General features: G+C 63.0%; 17 protein-coding genes. 7 read left to right on the forward strand and 10 right to left on the reverse strand.

Annotation, left to right across the window (positions count from 1 at the left end):
- Positions 1-142 precede the first annotated feature (142 nt).
- Positions 143-877 (forward strand): 3,4-dihydroxy-2-butanone-4-phosphate synthase, encoded by a 735-nt coding sequence (gene ribB, locus C2L64_RS02320; protein WP_007745306.1) that lies wholly within the window; start codon positions 143-145, stop codon positions 875-877.
- A gap of 83 nt (positions 878-960) precedes the next feature.
- Positions 961-2,112, forward strand: a complete 1,152-nt coding sequence (locus C2L64_RS02325; RefSeq protein ID WP_090835963.1) for an IS110 family RNA-guided transposase — start codon at positions 961-963, stop codon at positions 2,110-2,112.
- A gap of 1,292 nt (positions 2,113-3,404) precedes the next feature.
- Here C2L64_RS02325 and C2L64_RS02330 read toward each other — a convergent pair.
- The 3 genes from C2L64_RS02330 to glpD form a co-directional block, all read right to left on the reverse strand.
- Positions 3,405-4,091 (reverse strand): HAD family hydrolase, encoded by a 687-nt coding sequence (locus C2L64_RS02330; protein ID WP_007586173.1) that lies wholly within the window; start codon positions 4,089-4,091, stop codon positions 3,405-3,407.
- Between the two features lie 139 nt (positions 4,092-4,230).
- Positions 4,231-5,730 carry a glycerol kinase GlpK gene (glpK, locus tag C2L64_RS02335; protein ID WP_090835964.1) on the reverse strand — a complete coding sequence of 500 codons (1,500 nt, stop codon included), beginning with the start codon at positions 5,728-5,730 and terminating at the stop codon, positions 4,231-4,233.
- A gap of 144 nt (positions 5,731-5,874) precedes the next feature.
- Positions 5,875-7,404, reverse strand: coding sequence for a glycerol-3-phosphate dehydrogenase (gene glpD, locus C2L64_RS02340; RefSeq protein ID WP_007586169.1), 1,530 nt, complete (start codon positions 7,402-7,404; stop codon positions 5,875-5,877).
- A 203-nt stretch (positions 7,405-7,607) separates the two neighbouring features.
- Here glpD and C2L64_RS02345 point away from each other — a divergent pair, with 203 nt between their 5' ends.
- Complete coding sequence (locus tag C2L64_RS02345) at positions 7,608-7,997, forward strand: hypothetical protein (protein WP_079500204.1); 390 nt, start codon at positions 7,608-7,610, stop codon at positions 7,995-7,997.
- 184 nt (positions 7,998-8,181) lie between these two features.
- Here the strand turns inward: C2L64_RS02345 and C2L64_RS02350 are convergent, their stop codons facing one another.
- Positions 8,182-8,379, reverse strand: a complete 198-nt coding sequence (locus C2L64_RS02350; protein ID WP_007586164.1) for a hypothetical protein — start codon at positions 8,377-8,379, stop codon at positions 8,182-8,184.
- A gap of 380 nt (positions 8,380-8,759) precedes the next feature.
- Entirely contained in the window at positions 8,760-9,539 is a 780-nt protein-coding gene (locus C2L64_RS02355) for a DeoR/GlpR family DNA-binding transcription regulator (RefSeq protein WP_007586161.1), read from the reverse strand.
- Positions 9,540-9,965: 426 nt separating this feature from the next.
- Here C2L64_RS02355 and C2L64_RS02360 point away from each other — a divergent pair, with 426 nt between their 5' ends.
- Together C2L64_RS02360 and C2L64_RS02365 are read left to right on the forward strand one after the other, a co-directional pair.
- On the forward strand, positions 9,966-10,793 hold the full coding sequence (locus C2L64_RS02360) for a ferritin-like domain-containing protein (protein ID WP_090836000.1): 828 nt from the start codon (positions 9,966-9,968) through the stop codon (positions 10,791-10,793).
- 129 nt (positions 10,794-10,922) lie between these two features.
- Positions 10,923-11,447, forward strand: coding sequence for a hypothetical protein (locus C2L64_RS02365; RefSeq protein ID WP_090835965.1), 525 nt, complete (start codon positions 10,923-10,925; stop codon positions 11,445-11,447).
- Between the two features lie 56 nt (positions 11,448-11,503).
- On the opposite strand, the gene C2L64_RS02370 is transcribed toward C2L64_RS02365, so the two are convergent.
- The 4 genes from C2L64_RS02370 to C2L64_RS02385 all read right to left on the reverse strand — a co-directional run bounded on the left by C2L64_RS02370 (position 11,504) and on the right by C2L64_RS02385 (position 16,095).
- Complete coding sequence (locus C2L64_RS02370) at positions 11,504-13,051, reverse strand: DEAD/DEAH box helicase (RefSeq protein ID WP_090835966.1); 1,548 nt, start codon at positions 13,049-13,051, stop codon at positions 11,504-11,506.
- A 197-nt stretch (positions 13,052-13,248) separates the two neighbouring features.
- The gene (gene trhA / locus C2L64_RS02375) at positions 13,249-13,869 is read right to left on the reverse strand and encodes a PAQR family membrane homeostasis protein TrhA (protein ID WP_007586149.1); all 621 of its coding nucleotides are present in this window, start codon (positions 13,867-13,869) and stop codon (positions 13,249-13,251) included.
- Between the two features lie 175 nt (positions 13,870-14,044).
- The gene (locus tag C2L64_RS02380; RefSeq protein WP_007586147.1) at positions 14,045-15,343 is read right to left on the reverse strand and encodes a cytochrome c; all 1,299 of its coding nucleotides are present in this window, start codon (positions 15,341-15,343) and stop codon (positions 14,045-14,047) included.
- A gap of 20 nt (positions 15,344-15,363) precedes the next feature.
- Positions 15,364-16,095, reverse strand: coding sequence for a c-type cytochrome (locus C2L64_RS02385; protein WP_079500062.1), 732 nt, complete (start codon positions 16,093-16,095; stop codon positions 15,364-15,366).
- 441 nt (positions 16,096-16,536) lie between these two features.
- On the opposite strand from C2L64_RS02385, the gene copC reads away from it, so the two are divergent.
- Together copC and C2L64_RS02395 are read left to right on the forward strand one after the other, a co-directional pair.
- A complete protein-coding gene (gene copC / locus C2L64_RS02390; RefSeq protein WP_090835967.1) occupies positions 16,537-16,914 on the forward strand; it encodes a copper homeostasis periplasmic binding protein CopC in 378 nt (125 codons plus the stop codon).
- Entirely contained in the window at positions 16,911-17,840 is a 930-nt protein-coding gene (locus C2L64_RS02395) for a CopD family protein (protein WP_007737363.1), read from the forward strand. Before copC ends, C2L64_RS02395 begins: the two co-directional genes overlap by 4 nt.
- A gap of 50 nt (positions 17,841-17,890) precedes the next feature.
- Here C2L64_RS02395 and C2L64_RS02400 read toward each other — a convergent pair whose 3' ends face one another.
- Positions 17,891-18,193, reverse strand: coding sequence for a hypothetical protein (locus C2L64_RS02400; protein ID WP_007586135.1), 303 nt, complete (start codon positions 18,191-18,193; stop codon positions 17,891-17,893).
- Positions 18,194-18,438 lie beyond the last annotated feature (245 nt).

Consider the following 18,438-nt stretch of genomic DNA (forward strand, 5'->3'; position numbering starts at 1 on the left):
TGCCGTGCTGCTCGTTGCGAGCGGCGCGCGAATGCGTTGTCCATTTGTTGCATGGCAGCCGCTTGCGGCTCGCGGGACGCGTTTGTCTGTTTGCAATGCCCTGAAACGTTTTTCGCCCACACTCTTGCGAGGAGCGTTTCACATGTCCGTAGTATCTACATCTGCTGCATTCGTTTGGCCTGCGCCGTCTGTCGTTGCTGAGGACGCGGCCGCCGATCTTCCCCTGCTTGCCACCGAATCCATTCCGCCGCGCATCGTCGCCGCGCTCGACGCGTTGCGCGAGGGCCGTGCCGTTGTGCTTCAGGACGATCACGATCGCGAGAATGAGGCCGATCTGATCATGTCGGCTGAGCGTATGAGCGTCGAGATGATGGCGCTGTTTATCCGCGAGTGCAGCGGCATTGTGTGTCTGTGCCTGACGGACGACAGGGTGCGCGCGCTCGAATTGCCGCCGATGACTGCTCATAACGAAAGTCGCAACACGACGGCGTTCACGGTGTCGATCGAAGCGCGTGAAGGTGTGTCGACGGGTGTGTCTGCCGCTGACCGGCTCACGACGATTCGTGCCGCGATTGCTGATAACGCGAAGCCAGCGGACATTGTGCGTCCGGGTCATGTGTATCCGTTGCGGGCGATGCCGGGCGGGGTGTTGGCGCGGCGTGGGCACACGGAAGGGACTGTCGACCTGGTGACTTTGGCGGGGCTCAAGCCCGCTGGGGTGTTGTGTGAGCTTATGAATGCTGATGGCACGATGATGCGAGGTGCCGATGTCGAGCGTTTCGCCGCTCAGCACGATATGCCTATGCTCACTATCGCGGAACTGGTTGAGTTTCGGCGCGCGATGGCCTTCGCGCGGGAGGCTTGTCTCGAGGTTTGAGATGCTATGCGGGAGGGCTGTGGAAGGAAGCCCGCTGGAGTAAAACGGGGTTTCCAGACTCGTTTCTCCGAAGGAGCACGCAAATGGATGCGCCTGACACAACCCTCCGTGGGCAGAATACGACAGTAGGTGGCCGGCTGTACATGGCCTTTGAACTGGGCGAGAAGAGCTGGAAGCTCTCACTGGGTGATGGCCAGCGTGCACCCAGCCGCTGTACGGTCGCCGCAGGCGATACCACAGCGGTCCTCACCGCCATCGCAAACGCCAGGGCGCGCTGCCACCTCAGCGCCGATACTCCTGTCTACAGCTGTTACGAGGCCGGCCGCGACGGCTTCTGGCTGCACCGCTGGCTGACCGAGCAGGGCATCGCCAATCTCGTGGTGGATTCGGCCAGTATCGAGGTGAACCGGCGTGCCCGTCGCGCGAAGACGGACCGGCTTGACAGCGACAAGCTGCTTTCGATGCTGATGCGCTATCACACCGGCGAGCGGCGGGTATGGGCCGTGGCGCGCATCCCGACGCCCGAGCAGGAAGATGACCGGCGCCTGCACCGTGAGCTCGAACGCCTGCGCAAGGAGCGCACCGCGCACACCAACCGGATCCGCTCCCTGCTCGTGCTGCATAACCTTCGGGTCCGGTATGTCGGTGGCCGGATCTGGACTCACTGGTGGACCCGGCAGCGCGAGCAGTTGCCGCCAGGCCTGCGCGCCGAGATTGAACGCGAGTATGAGCGGCTCACGCTGCTGCGCCAGCAGATTCGCCGGCTCGAAGCGCAGCAGGACCAGCAGGTGCGCAGCGGCGCGCACCCCGGCATGGCGCTGCTCGCACAGCTTGCGGGCATCGGTACCGGCAGCGCCTGGACCCTGGTCAGGGAACTATTTGGCTGGCGACAGTTTCGCAACCGCCGGGAGCTGGCCGGCTGCCTGGGCCTGACGCCCACGCCCTATGCCAGCGGCACCAGCGAGGTCGAACTGGGCATCAGCAAGGCCGGCAACCGGCGATGCCGGTGGCTGATGGTGGAGCTTGCATGGAGCTGGCTGCGGTGGCAGCCCGACAGCCAGCTCAGCCACTGGTTCAACCAGCGCTTTGCCGGGACCGGCAAGCGGCTGCGGCGCATCGGTATTGTGGCGCTCGCACGGCATCTCGCGATCGCGCTGTGGCGCTATCTCGAACACGGCGAGATTCCCGACGGGGCGATACTCAAACCACGGACGATCAATATCGCGAACACCTGAATGACATCACACGCAGCACGGCATCTAAAGGTCAACGCGCCCGGAAAAAAGCCGGGCTACCCATGCAGGTAGCCGTTTCTTTGAGATGGGGCGCGTCGGTAACAGGGTGACGCCAGCGCTTTGCGCATGCGGCATGAGGTGACCGGCCAGCCAGGTCGGCACGGATAGAAGGTCGACCCGGCACTGACCGGTCAACAGACACCCTGACCTGAACGCGACATTGACATGCCAGGCTGCAAAAAGCTGTATGCCATCAGCTGTGCTTCACGGGTCGTCTACGGCCAGCCTGCGTCTGGTCATAGTAGGCGACCCGCAGGCTGGCCGTAGACGACGGACAGGGAGATGTACTTCGCATAACAGAATTTTTATCTTGAACAGGGCTTGACTTTCCATTCCCCATAGAAGGTTTTTTTGTCTGCGACGCTGGGTGGGGTGCTTGGGGTTTTGCTGGCATCCGCGATGCGGTGTTTGCTTCGCAAGCGGTTTGGTTTGCTTGTGTTTTCGTTGGCATCCGCGTGTTGCCTTCGCGCTTCAAGCGTCGCCCCTGTGCGGGGCGGCACCTACTTTTCTTTGCCGCCGCAAAGAAAAGTAGGCAAAAGAAAGCGGCTAACACCGCCAACACTTCTTCCTGCCTGAGGGCCCCCAAAGGGTCTTACGCTTCACACGGCAGCATTTCTGTTCGCGTTCGTTGCCAACGTGTCGAATGAGCGCCTCACCCACTTCAAACACCCGAACTCGGGCTAGCGGCAGCGAATGGTTTCCGCCGCCCAGGTGGCAAACTGTGTGTAGGTTGTCCCGTCGTATAGCTTGGCGCTCTTACATGATGGCATGCGTGCGCTATCGGTCCGAAGTGAGGCCTGTGTAGCGCTACGGCCTACACACAGTTTGCCACCTGGGCGGCGGTGGAATATCTGGCACGGCATGCTGCGACGCGGGCGCGTGAAGTGGGTGAGGCGCACCGCAAGAGCGCTAGCAACGAACATAAGTCACGTGGTTGCCGTGTGAAGCGTGGGACCAGTTGGGGGCCGTCAGGCAAGGACAAGAATTAGCGGTGTGAGCCGCTTTCTTTTGCCTACTTTTCTTTGCGGCGGCAAAGAAAAGTAGGTGCCGCCCCGCACAGGGGCGACGCCTGAAGCGCGAAGGCAACACGCGGATGCCAGCGAAAACATAAGCCAACCACCCAGCGTCGCAGACAACAAAACAAAAAACCAAACCGCCCGCGCCGCGAAGCCGCAAAAACGAATACCGGCGACAAGCCTCAAACCAAAGCGTCGCAGACAAAAAACCTTCAACTACGACTGCACGCCCCCAAACTCCCCCCGCATCCCCGCCTGAACAATTGAGGGCAACTCATCCATATGCTGCATGATCCGCGTGATCCCCATATTCCGCAGCACATCGGCATAGCCATCAGGAATATGACTAGCCCCAACAAACGCAATCGTCATCATCCCCGCCGCCCGCGCGGCGTTCAACCCAGCGACGCTGTCTTCAACCACAATGCACCGCGACGGCTCGACGCCCAGCTGCTCCGCAGCAAACAGATACACATCGGGATAAGGCTTCGGCCGCGCGACCTGCTCAGCGCTAAACACCCGCGGTCCAAAAATCTCGGCCAGCCCGGCGCGGCGCACTGACGCGCTCACCCGCATCATCCGACTATTCGACACGACAGCAGCAGGCAGCGACACGCGCAGCAGTGCATCCCGCACGCCACTAATCGCCGACAGCGACGACGCAAGCTCGCTTTCGACATTGGCCTCGACGGTCTGCAAAAAGTCGACGGGCAGCTCGATATCGAATGCCGCTTGAACGCTCTCCAGAAAGCGCGAAGTCTGCTGACCAAACGCGGTCTTGCAGATCTCGTGGAAATCGAGCGCGGGAAAAGTGGCGGCGAGCGTGTCGTGCATCACGCGGTCGGCGATGACTTCGCTGTCGACGAGCACGCCGTCGCAGTCGCAAATGAGATGATCGATCATGCGGAAAATGGAACGAAAGCGCGGCCCGCAAGAGCCAGGACGCAAGCAACGCTGCGGGCCGAAAGCGACATGATACGTGCATTGCGGCCCGGCGCGCCGGATGGGTCGCGCGACACGGCGCGCACGGACGTGCGTCGGATCAGGGCGCGTCGGCCCACGCCTTCGCCGCGCGAATCGCCCGTTGCCAGCCGTCGAGACAGGCCTTCGCCTGATCGCCCGGCATCGACGGCGAGAAGCGGTGTTCGAGCTTCCACTGGCTCTGCAATTCGTCGATGTCCTTCCAGTAGCCCGTCGCGAGTCCCGCGAGATATGCGGCCCCAAGCGCCGTCGTTTCGCTCACCTGCGGACGCACGGCATCCACGCCGAGAATGTCGGCCTGGAACTGCATCAGCAGATTGTTCGCGCATGCGCCGCCGTCCACACGCAGTTCGTCGATGTGAATGCCCGAGTCGGCTTCCATCGCTTTGAGCACGTCGACGGATTGATACGCGATCGAATCGAGCGCCGCGCGTGCAATGTGCGCGGACGTGGTGCCGCGCGTGACGCCGAACAGCGTGCCGCGAGCGCGCGCGTTCCAGTGCGGTGCGCCGAGGCCGGCGAACGCGGGCACCAGGTACACGCCGTCGCTGTGCTCGACGCCGAGCGCGAGCGCCTCGATCTCCGACGCACTGCGGATGATGCCCAAGCCATCGCGCAGCCACTGCACGACAGCGCCCGCGATGAAGATGCTGCCTTCGAGCGCATAGTTGACCTGATCGCCGATCTGCCAGGCAATCGTCGTCACGAGATTGTTCTTCGACTCGATCGGTTTCGTGCCCGTGTTCATCACGAGAAAACAGCCGGTGCCGTAGGTGTTCTTCACCATGCCCGAGCGCGTGCACATCTGGCCGAACAGTGCGGCGTGCTGGTCGCCCGCGATGCCCGCAAGCGGAATCTTCGACGCGAACACGGTCGTCTTGGTCGGCCCATACACTTCCGACGACGGACGCACTTCCGGCAGCATGCTGTGCGGAATGTCGAGCGCGTCGAGCAGCTCGTCGTCCCATTGCAGCGTGTGGATGTTGAAGAGCATCGTGCGCGACGCGTTGGTCACGTCGGTGATGTGCAATTCGTGCTTGGTGAAATTCCACACCAGCCAGCTGTCGACCGTGCCGAACGCGAGCTTGCCTTGCCGCGCCTTTTCGCGCGCGCCGTCGACGTTATCCAGAATCCAGCGGATCTTCGTTGCGGAGAAGTACGAATCGATCGGCAAGCCGGTCTTCGCGCGGAATGTCTGTTCGAGACCTTGCGCCTTCAACTGGTCGCAGAAGTCAGCCGTGCGCCGGTCTTGCCAGACAATCGCGTTGTAGATGGGATGGCCCGTTTCGCGATCCCAGACGATCGTCGTCTCGCGCTGATTGGTGATGCCGATCGCGGCAATCGACGTACCGTTCAGGCCCGCATGCGTGACAGCTTCGGCTGCGACGCCCGCCTGCGTCGCCCAGATTTCCTGCGGATCGTGCTCGACCCAGCCCGGATGCGGATAGATCTGCTTAAATTCCTTCTGCGCGACCGAGACGACATTGCCCTTGCGATCGAACAGCATCGCGCGCGAACTCGTGGTGCCCTGGTCTAGCGCCAGGATGTACTGATCCTGCATCGTCTCTTCTCCATGCGTTTTTTGTCGGACCGGCGCGGCGGCGCGCTCAGGTCACGCGAAATAAAGTGCCTGCGCGGATTGTTGCATGCACGGCGGCGCGGCGGAATCGCCGCGCGCTGGCGCATGACCGCGTGCGCCCGGCCGTCAGGCGTGCTGCCTGGTCGTCGCGCGGGCGAACCACGCGTCGATGTCGCGCGTGACGTTTTCGAGCGTGCCGGGCTCAACATGCAGGCCGAGCTTCGAACGGCGCCACAGCACGTCGCGCGCCGTCGTCGCCCATTCCGTTTCGCGCAGATAGCGCAGTTCCGTTTCATACAGCCCGGGCGCGAACTGCTGCCCGAGATCGGCGAGCGAGCGAGCGGCGCCGATCACGCGTTCGGCACGCGTGCCATAAGCCCGCGCATAGCGGCGCGCGAGCGCGGCAGGAAGCCATGCGTGCTGTTGTGCGAACTGCGACGCGAAGCGCTCGAAGTCCGCATGTGCGATATCGCCGCCCGGCAGCGGGGCGCCCGCGGTCCAAGTCGGCTTGTCGTGCTGCAACACGCGCGCGAGATCGTCGACGGCTTCTTCCGCGAGTTTCCGAAACGTCGTGATCTTGCCGCCGAATACCGACAGCAGCGGTGCCTCGCCCGCCGGCGCGTCGAGTTCGAGCCGGTAGTCGCGCGTGACGGCGGAAGGGTTGTCCGCGTTCTCGTCCTCTAACAGCGGACGCACGCCGGAGTACGTCCAGCACACATCGCGCGGCGCGATGTGCTGCTTGAAGTAACGGTTGATCGAGTCGCACAGATACTGCGTTTCGGACGGCTCGATCGCGACCTTCGACGGATCGCCGTTGTATTCGAGGTCCGTCGTGCCGATCAGCGTGAAGTCGCGCTCGTAAGGGATAGCAAAGATGATGCGCTTGTCCGGGTTCTGGAAGATGTACGCGTGATCGTGCTCGAACAGGCGGCGCGTGACGATATGGCTGCCCTTCACGAGCCGCACGCTGTAGTTCGCCTCGCGTGCAAGCGGCCCGCGCAGCAGGTCGCCGACCCACGGGCCAGCGGCATTCGCGATCGAACGCGCGCGCACTGTCAAAGTGGAGCCGTCCGCGCGCAGCAGTTGCGCATGCCATTCGCCATTCACGCGCGTCGCGCCGGTGAGCTTCGTGCGCGTCAGAATAGTCGCGCCACGCTCCTGTGCGTCGAGCGCGTTCAGTACGACCAGACGCGCGTCGTCGACCCAGCCGTCCGAATAGACGAACCCGCGTTTGATCGAGTCGATGAGCGGCTTGCCCGCCGGGTGCTTGCGCATGTCGATGCCGCGCGAACCGGGCAGCAATTCGCGGCGCGCGAGATGGTCGTAGAGAAAGAGACCGGCGCGGATCAACCAGGCGGGCCGCAGATCGGGCATATGCGGCATTACGAAGCGCAGCGGCCACATGATGTGCGGCGCGGCGCGCAGCAGCGTCTCGCGTTCCTGCAGCGCCTTGCGCACGAGCCCAAACTCACGGTATTCCAGATAGCGCAGACCGCCGTGAATCAGCTTGGTGCTGGCCGACGACGTATGCGCAGCCAGATCGTCCTGTTCGCACAGCAGCACGGACAGGCCGCGGCCCGCTGCATCGCGCGCGATACCCGCGCCGTTGATCCCGCCGCCGACGACGAGCAGGTCGTAAATGGAGTCTTGCGTCACCCGGAATGCCCCTGACGGAGGAAAAAGTAGGGTTGATGTAAAGTCGTAATGTTCGTTTTCGAAACTTTAATGAACATATTCGAAAAAGTAAAGTTCGACTTGCCTTGGATTGGTGCGCGATTCCGCGCGCCGGTGGCACGTTTGCCGCGCGCAGACGATACTTCCGGCAACGAGCCGGATTGCGGCGATACGAGGTGAATTTCATGCGTGGACTCTGGAAAACGGGCGCGGCGGCGCTGTCGATCGCGGCGGTGTTGACGGGATGCGTCAGCACGCCGAGCCTGAACGGAACGCTGGGCGCGCCGTCGTTCGCGGATCTGCAGGCGATGTGCGGAAGCCAGCCGGCCGACTACGGCAGCGACGCGCAATCCGTCTATGTGACGCTGTTCGACGCGTATGTGGCGAACAAGCGTGGCGGGTTGTCGAGGGCGGATTACTGCGCGTTCCAGACGGCGCTGGCGCAGCGCTACGCGGCGCAGGGCGCGAGCGCGGACCCGCAGGCGCGCCGTCAGTGGGTGGAGTTCTTCAACACTCAGCGCGTAAAGGCGCTGAGCTGGCGCGCAGCCGTCGATCCGACGCTGCGCAGCGGCTAAGGTCTCGACTGGCGCGCGCGGGCGCGTCGTTCAAAGATGACGTGGCAAGCCTGAAAACATAAAGACGGCCAGGCGGGCAAGCCGCGTGACCGTCCAGGCGTCCGTATGCTCGCGTGTCCGTTGCGAACACGCCGACGGCCGCAGTGATATGACTGGCAAGCGCGTTAAGTTCGCTCGATTGCCGTCAGGAAAAGCGCTTGATCGCGCGAAGAGCCGTGTCTCCCGATTCCGTGATGCGCCATTGTTGCAAGCCCGACGCGAGTCTTTCGAGCTCCACGAGCTGCCGTTCGAGCAGTGCGTCGAGTTCTTCGCGTTCCATATCGACCTGGTTAGGGGCGTCCTTGACGAGCAACAACGTGGCGAATTCATGCGGACTCAGCATCGTTTCTCTCCATGTCAAGCGTAGTCGGGTGGCCTTTGCGCCCGCCGACGGCCCTGCCGGCAGACGGAGGATCCAGCGGGCGGTGAATCCCGCGGATCAGGCCTGAAGTTGTGCTTGCTTCACCCCATGTCCACTGCATTCCGCTCAGTCCAGGGACGTTTAAGGACGTTGGGGAACTGGAGTGTAGTCAATCGCGGCCGGAAGTCCAAATGGGCCCCTGTAAATTTTCCCGTTGACAGCGCCGCGTGTGAGAGGCGGTCTGCTGGGCGCAGCAAATCCTTGATTTCACTGGAGGTTTTGCGTGCGGTGCAGCATGGCGGAAACGGACTCGCGACGCCGCCGGCCTGCGTTAGCCTTCGCGTCGCAGGCCGTGCCCAAGGTCACTCGGCAATATAGACCTGCGTGCCCGCGTTCGTCAGCGTTTCCGTCATGTCGGGCGGCGGCGGCGCGTCGGTGAAGAGAGAATCGATCTGGTTCAGATGCCCCTGGCGTACGAGCGCCGGGCGGCCGAATTTCGAATGGTCGGCGGCGAGGAAGACCGTGCGCGAATGTTCGATGATCGCCTCGGCGACACGCACCTCGCGCGTGTCGAAGTCGCGCAGCGTGCCGTCCGTTTCGATGCTCGACGTGCCGATGATCGCGAAGTCGACCTTGAACTGGCGGATGAAGTCGATGGTCAGTTCGCCGACGATGCCCTTGTCCCACGGACGCACGATCCCGCCCGTCACCAGCACCTCGCAATCCGGGTAGCCGCTCATCATGCTCGCGACGTTCAGGTTATTCGTGATCACGCGCAGCCCGCGATGCCGGTTCAGCGCGCGTGCGACTTCTTCCGTCGTCGTGCCGAGATTGATGAAGAGAGACGCCTGATCCGGAATGTGCGTGGCGACCAGCGCCGCGATGCGCCGCTTCTCGTCATGGAACATCCGCTGCCGCGCGCTGTACGAGACGTTCTCGGAACTGGTCGGCAGACTCGCGCCGCCGTGATAGCGACGCAGAAGATTCATGTCGGCGAGCCAGTTGACGTCGCGGCGAATCGTCTGCGGCGTCACGTCGAAGTGCGCGGCCAGATCGTCGACCGTGACGAAGCCGTCGCGTTGCACCCACTCCAGCAGTTCCTGTTGACGTGCGTTAAGCGTGAGGCGGGGGTCTCGTGTCATGATGTTTTTGTGAGCGCCGCACCTGAAGCGGGCGAAGGTTGGCTTGGCCGTATTGTAAGACCTTCGTTGTGTTCGTCGTCGTTGGTTTGTGTTCGAATTTTTTCGATCGCCGGAGCGCTGGTCGAAAGGAAGCGTAAGGCACCTGTGCGATGCAGCTTTGTCGTGCGACTTCGCGCTTGCCAGGTTGTTCGAGTCATCCGATGTGTAGTCTTTTGTGCATTCGCACGATCAATCAAGGTTCGGGTGGAACTGCGTCGATCCCGCGTGGTCTCTGCTCTGTTGTCTGCGAATTTGCAGAGCAGCGTCTAAGATGAAGATAAAAATTCAATGTTGCAAGGCACTGTAGGCGTCAAGGGCGGCGGTCGAACCGGGATAGGCGCGGTTCAGCCCGCGCACGAGGCGCTACAGTTTTCGGAGCGAACTTTTATGCACAACGAGGCTGGTCACGTGATGCCCTGGCGCATCGAAGACATCGATCTCAATCACATCGACCGTCAACGCGCGGTCGCCAATGAAGACCTCTTGTTACTGCTTTGCGCAGCCTCGTTTATCGAAAGCGGTACTGATCTTTACACGAGCAATCTGAGCAGGTTCTTCAACGGCGATCCCGAGGTGTCGGCGTGGCTCAACAACGAATGGGAGCCCGAAGAGATGCAGCACGGCCGCGCGCTGAAGGCGTACATCGCGCACGTCTGGCCCGAGTTCGATTGGGACACGGCGTTCCACAACTTCTTCGAAGAGTATTCGAAGACCTGCAACATGGAAGACTTCGAGAAGACCCGCGCGCTGGAGATGGTCGCGCGCTGCGTCGTCGAGACGGGAACGGCTACGCTGTATCGGGCGATCGGCGTGTGTTCGGACGAACCCGTGCTGAAGGAAATCACCGACAACATCCGCACCGACGAAGTCCGTCACTACAAGCACTTTTTCAAGTACTTCAAGAAGTACAACAAGATCGAGGGCAATGGCCGGCTCGCCGTGCTTGGCGCGTTGATGCGGCGCGTGATGGAGATCAAGAACGAAGACTCGGAGATCGCGCTGCGTCACGTATTCGCGATCCGCTATCCCGAACGCGTCAACGACCCTGTGTATAACCGCGACAAGGCTGCACGCGTGAACAAGCTCGTGCGGCACAACCTGTCGGCCGATATGTGTGTGAAGATGCTGCTCAAGCCGCTCGATTTGCCGGCGAAGATTCAGCCAGGTGTCCATTACCCGCTCGCGAAGATCACGCAGCACGTCTTTTTTCGCTGAGCGTCGCGGTACGCAGCCGGGCGTCGAAGGCCTGGGCTGTTGACGCATGAATGGCCCGCCCTGCAAGCGGGCCATTTGCATTTGCGCTGAACGCCGCGCGCCAGCGTGGCTACGACGGAGGAATGACCCATGACCGCATCCGCGGAGCAAAACCGCGCACTCGATCAACAGATATTCGACGAATGGCCGGCCGAATTGCGCGCGTTGTTCGACGGCTCGGCGCTCGCATCGAAGGTCGGCTTTACGGCATCGCTGTTGACCGTCGACGAAAGCGGCGCACATTTGCGTACGTCGCTGCTCGGCATCGGCGAACTGTACGCGCCGGACTCGCGCACGCTATGCGTCGCGCTGTGGCCGCAATCGCGCGCCGCGCAGGCAATTGCGCGCAGCGGCCGTGCCGCGCTGACGTTCGTGTTCGATGAGGCGTTCTATCAGATTCAGCTCGCGCTCGCGCCGATGAGCGCGGATGCTGCGGGCCTTGCGTGCTTCGCTGGGTCGATCGAATCCGGCGAAGCGCATCGCGTGCGCTATGCGCGCCTGACGGCGGGCATCACGTTCGACCTGGAAGAGGGGAGAGATGCAGTGCTCGAGCGCTGGACGCAGCAGATCGAGTACCTGAAGAAAGCCGCCGGCGGCGCGGCGGCTGGCAGATAGCAGTCGGACAAGTGTGAGACGCCCGCATTGAAAATGCCGGGCGTCTCCGTGTTGCGTCAGTTGCCGCGCTGACCGCCGCGCGGCGCACCAGAGCGCGGCTTGCCGCCACCGCCGAGCAATGCACCCGGATTGGCGCCGTGCGGCTTGCGCGGTGCGTGCGGAGCACGCGCGTTGCCTTCATGCGCGACGGCACGCGGCTTGTTGTCCTGATGACGCGAGCCATCGGCGCGCGCCTGCGCAGGCTTGGCCGCTTGCGGTTTGGCTTGCTGCTTCGGCTTGTCGCCCGAAGCGCGTTGGCCGCCGCGCGATGCGCCATTGTTCCCGTTGGCCGAGCCTTCGCGCTTTTGCTGCCCTTGAGCTTGCCGCTGCCCTTGACCCTGGCCTTGACCCTGGCGCGGCTGACGGCCGCCACCTCCACCACCACCGCCTTGGCCGCGGCGCAGGATCGGCTCGGGCCGTGCATTCGGATCCGGCTCGAAGCCCGCGATCACTTCTTGCGGCACGGCGCGCTTGATCAGCTTCTCGATGTCCTTCAGCAGTTGAAGCTCATCGACGCACACCAGGGAAACCGCCTCGCCCGTCGCGCCCGCGCGGCCCGTGCGGCCGATACGGTGCACGTAGTCTTCCGGCACGTTCGGCAGATCGAAATTGACGACGTGCGGCAACTGGTCGATATCGATGCCGCGCGCCGCGATGTCGGTGGCGACGAGCACCTGCAGCGTGTTGTTCTTGAACTCGGCCAGCGCACGCGTGCGGGCCGACTGGCTCTTGTTGCCGTGGATCGCGAGCGCGCTAATGCCATCCTTCGTCAGCTGTTCGGCGAGACGGTTCGCGCCATGCTTCGTGCGCGTGAACACGAGCACCTGAAACCAGTTGTGCTGTTTGATCAGATGCGTGAGCATCTCGCGCTTGCGATCGCGGTCGACAGGGTGAATCTTCTGCGCGACCGATTCGGCTGTCGTATTGCGGCGTGCGACTTCGATCAGCGCGGGTGAATCGAGCAGGTTGTCGGCGAGCGCCTTGATTTCGTCCGAGAAGGTGGCCGAGAACAGCAGGTTCTGGCGCTTCGGCGGCAGCTTGGCGAGCACGCGCTTGATGTCGTGAATGAAGCCCATGTCGAGCATGCGGTCAGCTTCGTCAAGCACGAGAATCTCGAGATGCGACAGGTCGATGGTCTTCTGCTGCATGTGGTCGAGCAGACGCCCAGGCGTCGCAACGACGATATCGACGCCGCGCCGCAACGCATCGATTTGCGGGTTGATACCGACGCCGCCGAACATCACAGTCGACTTCAGCTTCAGATACTTGCCATACGCGCGCACGCTTTCCTCGACCTGCGCGGCCAGTTCACGCGTCGGCGTGAGGATCAGCGCGCGTACGACGCGCTTGCCGCCCGGCGCGGGCGGCATGGTGAGAAGACGTTGCAGGATAGGCAGCGTGAAGCCGGCCGTTTTGCCCGTGCCCGTCTGGGCGCCGGCCAACAGATCGCCGCCGTTGAGCACGGCGGGAATGGCTTGCTGCTGAATCGGAGTCGGCGATGTGTAGCCGAGTTCGTTGACTGCGCGGACCAGCTGTTCGGACAAGCCGAGGGAATCAAAAGACATAAAAACTCTTTGCAATGCAATTGTGCAAACGGTGTCAAACGCGGCCAGAAGGCGCGTTCGCGGGCGACTCGCATGATCGCTCGCCCGACACTCACCGTTCACGGAGAAATCGGCGGCACGCTAGATGCGTGCCGAATTGCTCGACGAGCTATGCAGACACGTCGACTGGCATTAAGTTGCATCCGCCGTCATGCGCCTCATGCGACATAACGCGCGACGCTGACGAACTGACACAGACTGCCGGCGAGTACGAACAGGTGCCAGATGCCATGTCCGTGCCGGATGCGCTCGTCGTTGATGAAGAAGTAGATGCCTGCGCTATAGATGATTCCGCCAGCCAGCAGCCAGGCCGTACCCGCGGCCGGCAATGCAGTGACCAGCGGACGGACGGCAACGAGCGCGAGCCATCCCATCAGCACATACAGCACCATCGATACGCTGCGGGTGCGTCGCCCGAGCGTCAGTTCCTGCACGATCCCGAGCGCGGCCAGACCCCAGCTTACTCCGAATAGCGACCATCCCCATGGACCACGCAACGTGACCAGCGTGAATGGCGTGTAGCTGCCCGCGATCAGCAGATAAATCGCAGAGTGATCGCACTTCTGCAAGATCGCTTTCAGACGCGGACGACGCACGCTGTGATACAGCGTCGAGATGCCGTACAGCGCGCAGAGCATCGCGCCATAGACGCTGAAGCTCACGACCTTGTACGCATCGCCGTCGAGCGCGCCCATCGTCACGAGCGTCGCCAGCCCCGCCACCGACAGCACGGCGCCGACGAGGTGGGTGATGCTGTTCAGACGCTCCCCGATTTGCACGGCACTTCCTCCTGCATGATGCCCATCTCATCCGACAATCAACACGGGACCAACGTTATACGCCCGATAGGCCGGATGTCTTCGACGCCGATCAACTTCGAAACCACGCTCCTGAAAAAAGCGAAGGGCGCGGCCGCGATTATCGCAGGCCGCGCCCTGAACCTTCAGACGACGCTTAGTCGAGCGGCGCCGAACGCAGATCGGACACTTGTTGCGGCGACACAGCCGTGCCGTGGTTGCCCCACGACTGGCGGATGTACGTCACAACGGCTGCCACTTCCTGATTCGACAGCGCTTGGGCAAACGGCGGCATGCCATACGGCTTCGGATTGCCACCCGTGCTCGGCGGATAACCGCCGTTCAGCACCATACGGATCGGGTTCACGGCCGACGGCATCTGGATCGACGGATTGTTCGCGAGCGGCGGGAACGACGGCGGCATACCGAGACCGTTCTCCGCGTGGCACTTCGCGCAGTTGTCAGCGTAGATCTTCTGGCCTTGCTTCAAAAGTTCGCTGCCGAACTGTTGCGACGTCTCCAGTTGCAGATGCTCGGGCGCTTCGTCCTTCTGCGGAATCGTCTTCAGGTACGTCGACATGGCGTGGATGTCTTCGTCCGACATGTACTGCAGGCTGTTGTGAACCACTTCAGCCATCGGACCGAACACCGCGCCGCGTTGCGACACGCCAGTCTTCAGCAGATCGGAAATGTCCTTGATGTCCCAGTCGCCGAGGCCGGCTTCCTTGTTCGACGTCAGCGAAGGCGCATACCAGTTCTGCAGCGGGATCAGACCGCCCGCAAACGCAGCCGAGTTCACCGGGCCGCCCATCGCGTTGATCGACGTGTGGCACATGCCGCAGTGGCCGAGGCCTTCGATCAGATACGCGCCGCGGTTCCATTCCACCGACTTGGTCGGGTCCGCCTTGTACTCGCCTTCACGGAAGAACAACGTGCGCCAGCCGATCAGCAGGTTCCGGTTGTTGAACGGGAACTTCAGTTCGTGCGGACGGCTCGGCACCGCGACGGGCGGGACCGAACGCAGGTACGCGTAGATCGCGTCCGCGTCGGCGCGCGAGACCTTCGTGTAGCTCGTGAACGGGAAGGCCGGATAAAGCAGGCTGCCGTCCTTCGAGCGGCCCGTGTGCATCGCGCGGTAGAAGTCGTCCTGCGACCACTTGCCGATGCCGTACTGGTCGTCAGGCGTGATGTTCGGCGTGAACAGCGTGCCGAACGGCGTGGCCATCGGCAGGCCGCCGGCGAACTCCTTGCCGCCGCGCACCGTGTGGCAGGCGATACAGTCGCCAGCGCGGGCGAGGTACTCGCCCTTCTTGATCATTGCAGCCTGGTCTGCCGGCGTGGCTGCGACGGCGGTGCCGTTATGCAGATAGTCGCTGCCCGACCACAGGACGGGAACCAGCGCGGCAGCCGCTACCACGACGACGGCCGAAAGCGCGAACAAAGACTTGCGTTTCATTGTTTGTCTCTCCCGGTGCCTTATTGCGGTTCGCTGCCGCAGGCAAGCGGAGTCTTCAACGATTTGGCGGGTGCCGGCACGGGGTTCTGCGGCGCCTGCTGCGTGGACAGCCACGCGGCGACTGCGTTCACGTCGGCGTCCGTCAGACGCGTGGCGATCGTGTGCATGCAGTCAGGCTCGATTGCGTGACGCGAACCCGAACGCCATGCGCCCAGCTGTGCGCTGATGTAGTCCATGTGCAGGCCGACCAGACCCGGGATAGCCGGTTCCATGCCCGTCAGCAACTTGCCGTGGCACGCCGCGCAAGCGGGAATCTGCCTCGACGCGTCGCCGTTCAGCACAATTTCCTTGCCGCGCGCGAGCACGGAATCGGCGACCGTCGGTTTCGACGGCGTCGGATACGGCGGACGCTGCTGCGAGAAGTACGTTGCAATGTCGTGAAGGTAGTCGTCGGAGAGATACGTGACGAGGTAGTTCATCGGCGGGTACTTGCGCCGGCCTTCACGGAAGTTCTTCAACTGGTTGTACAGGTACTCGGCCGGCTTGCCGGCGAGACGCGGAAAATAGTCGTTATCCGTGCCCTGACCTTTCGAACCGTGACACGCCGTGCAACCTTGCACGCGCGCTTCCATCGTGTCCGGAGCTTTAGGCTGGGTTTGCGCTTGTACAGCGCCAGATACGCCTGCACACCCGATCAGCAACAGGGCGAGCAGCGGTCGAAAAATGCGTCTTGAAGACACGCGTAACTCCATCATTATCGGGGGCCTGGCCGAACTTCGAACGGATCGGTGTGTGCAGCGCGATGAATGCGGCGGACGGTGCGCAGCGACCTCGCATTCTATCATCGATGGGTAATGGTGACTATTTGCCACATGCGACGAACTTCATGCCTGACGCGCCCGAGCGACACGCTCGATGCGACAAGTTGACGCAATTCGCCGCCATCGTTCGCGTTCTTGGCGTGCTTCCGGTTGAGTGCCGGCCTGGCGGTAGCGCTTCCAACTAATTTAAGATTGCGCATTTTGCATCGACGGCCGCTGTCGCTTTGTTGCCTCTCGATGTTCCAGTTTTGAGCGAATTCGTGTAGGCGCTTTGCCTCGGGCAAGGCCCGGTCGTTGTTGAACTGACAGGGCCGCAAAACATCGAAGCGTACTATCCGGACCGTCCCCGCGTTTTCCACCTACAGCCAGCCTATGAATTTCTCCTTGCTTTCTCGCTTGCCGCTTCGCTGGCTCGCGGCGTGCGGCGTGTCGCTCGCCGTCGCGTCGAACGCCTTTGCCCACGCGACGCCCACGTCGCGCGATCCCGCGCCGGACGCTGAAGTCGCCGCGCCCTCGGCCGTGACGATCCACTTCAGCGAGCCGCTCGAGCCGGCGTTCAGCAAGCTCGCGCTCGTCGATGCCAACGACAAACCGGCTGCATCGGCAGCCTCGCAGGTCGATCCGCAGGACACGAAGACCATGCATCTCGGGCTGCAGCCGCTCGCGCCGGGGCGCTACACGGTGCAATGGACGGCTGTCGCCGAAGACGGACATCGGACGAAGGGCAGCTACGCCTTCGCCGTCAAATGAGAGTCGACGGATTGTGGATCGGGCAGGTCGCGATGGCCGCGCTCATGAACGTCGCGTTTGCGTTTGCCGTCGGTTCGGCCTTGCTCAGCGCGTGGCTCGTCAACGATGCGCAGGCGAAGATCGCGCCCGCGCGCCCCGCATGGTTGCGCGCGCAGCGGTCGATGCAGGCGTCCGCGATCGTGCTGGTGCTGGCCGATCTCGGCTGGCTGCTTTATCAGGCGGCCGAGATGGCGGGCGTGCGCTTGCCGGAAGCGTTCGGCGTCGTGCCGACGATGCTGTCGCAAACGCACGTCGGCTTCGGCTGGAGTGTCGCGTTTGCGGGGGCGCTGGTGCTGCTGCTCGTGTCGTTTGCACGGCAGACCAATGTGTTGCGCAACGCGCTGCTGTGGCTTGCCGTGATCGCGATTGCGGGCGGTAAGGCGACCTTGGGTCACGCGGCGGATGCGGGCGTGGCGTCGGCGGCCATCGGCATGCACACGCTGCACGTGCTCACGACGTCCGTGTGGGGCGGCCTCGTGCTCGCGGCCGGGCTCTCGGTGCTGCCGGCGCTCGGCACGTCGATCGCGCGCGGCGTGCTGATCCGCACGGCGACGCAGTTGTCGAATGTGTCGCTGGTTGCTGTCGTGTTCGTGCTGCTCTCAGGCGTGTTCAACGCGGCGCGGGGTTCGGGCAATTCGTTCCTCGCGATCGAAACGAGTACCTGGGGGCACGTGCTGATGCTCAAGCTCGCGCTGGTTGCGCTGGCGCTGGTGCTAGGCGGATTGAACCGCTTTTCGGCGTTGCCGCGCTTGCGTCGCACGGCGTCGACGATGGACGCGCATACGTTCGCCAACCTGCTGTATCTCGAAGCGCTCGCGATGCTCGGCATCTTCGCGGCCGCCGCTGTCCTGTCGCATAGCGTGCCGGGTTTCGCGGCGCTCGGCTGAGCGCGATGAAGCCAGTCGCGCCGGTCGGGCCCGTCGCCGGCTGCAAGCGGTCATTCGTAACCGAGCTTGTGGCCGACGACGGGCGCGAAGAACAGACCGATCGCGCAGCCCGCGACCTTGCCTTCGAGTTCCGCTGCCGCCACGTGTGAACTCGTCATGTGCGTGAGCAGATCCAGCAGCTGCGGCAGGCAATAGATAAATGCTGCAGCGATGAAACACCGCTCGACCGTCGAGATGCGCCAGCCGCGCTGAAACGCAAGCACCGCGCCGATCACGCGCAGCACGCCGAATACGACCAGCGCGCCAATGGCGGCCTGTTCGCGGATCAGATAGTCGGGAAGGAATTCGCCCATGGCAGCCCCTCTTCGAATGGTTGTTTGCATACCATTCAGCAAGGAGTGGGCCAGGCGTTGCGAAGCACGGTGCATCGGGCTGAAACGCTTGTCCGGCATGGGTTTTCGCGGTGAACGCCAACGCCGCGCGAGGCGTCGAAAGGCGTCGCGCGTCAACTGTGTAACGTTACTGATACGCCGCGCGCGCGGCATGCCGCCGTAACGTCTTCGAAGACACTACGGGTTGTCAGATGACAAACGCCGCC

The organism is Paraburkholderia hospita (assembly GCF_002902965.1).
GTDB lineage: Bacteria > Pseudomonadota > Gammaproteobacteria > Burkholderiales > Burkholderiaceae > Paraburkholderia > Paraburkholderia hospita.

Coding starts and splice junctions, on each gene's coding strand:
- C2L64_RS02395 (WP_007737363.1), top strand. CDS start 16,911: ATGAGAGTCGACGGATTGTGGATCGGGCAGGTCGCGATGGCCGCGCTC.
- C2L64_RS02355 (WP_007586161.1), bottom strand. CDS start 9,539: ATGACACGAGACCCCCGCCTCACGCTTAACGCACGTCAACAGGAACTG.
- C2L64_RS02325 (WP_090835963.1), top strand. CDS start 961: ATGGATGCGCCTGACACAACCCTCCGTGGGCAGAATACGACAGTAGGT.
- C2L64_RS02380 (WP_007586147.1), bottom strand. CDS start 15,343: ATGAAACGCAAGTCTTTGTTCGCGCTTTCGGCCGTCGTCGTGGTAGCG.
- C2L64_RS02350 (WP_007586164.1), bottom strand. CDS start 8,379: ATGCTGAGTCCGCATGAATTCGCCACGTTGTTGCTCGTCAAGGACGCC.
- ribB (WP_007745306.1), top strand. CDS start 143: ATGTCCGTAGTATCTACATCTGCTGCATTCGTTTGGCCTGCGCCGTCT.
- C2L64_RS02360 (WP_090836000.1), top strand. CDS start 9,966: ATGCACAACGAGGCTGGTCACGTGATGCCCTGGCGCATCGAAGACATC.
- C2L64_RS02365 (WP_090835965.1), top strand. CDS start 10,923: ATGACCGCATCCGCGGAGCAAAACCGCGCACTCGATCAACAGATATTC.
- copC (WP_090835967.1), top strand. CDS start 16,537: ATGAATTTCTCCTTGCTTTCTCGCTTGCCGCTTCGCTGGCTCGCGGCG.
- C2L64_RS02330 (WP_007586173.1), bottom strand. CDS start 4,091: ATGATCGATCATCTCATTTGCGACTGCGACGGCGTGCTCGTCGACAGC.
- C2L64_RS02345 (WP_079500204.1), top strand. CDS start 7,608: ATGCGTGGACTCTGGAAAACGGGCGCGGCGGCGCTGTCGATCGCGGCG.
- glpK (WP_090835964.1), bottom strand. CDS start 5,730: ATGCAGGATCAGTACATCCTGGCGCTAGACCAGGGCACCACGAGTTCG.
- C2L64_RS02385 (WP_079500062.1), bottom strand. CDS start 16,095: ATGGAGTTACGCGTGTCTTCAAGACGCATTTTTCGACCGCTGCTCGCC.
- C2L64_RS02400 (WP_007586135.1), bottom strand. CDS start 18,193: ATGGGCGAATTCCTTCCCGACTATCTGATCCGCGAACAGGCCGCCATT.
- C2L64_RS02370 (WP_090835966.1), bottom strand. CDS start 13,051: ATGTCTTTTGATTCCCTCGGCTTGTCCGAACAGCTGGTCCGCGCAGTC.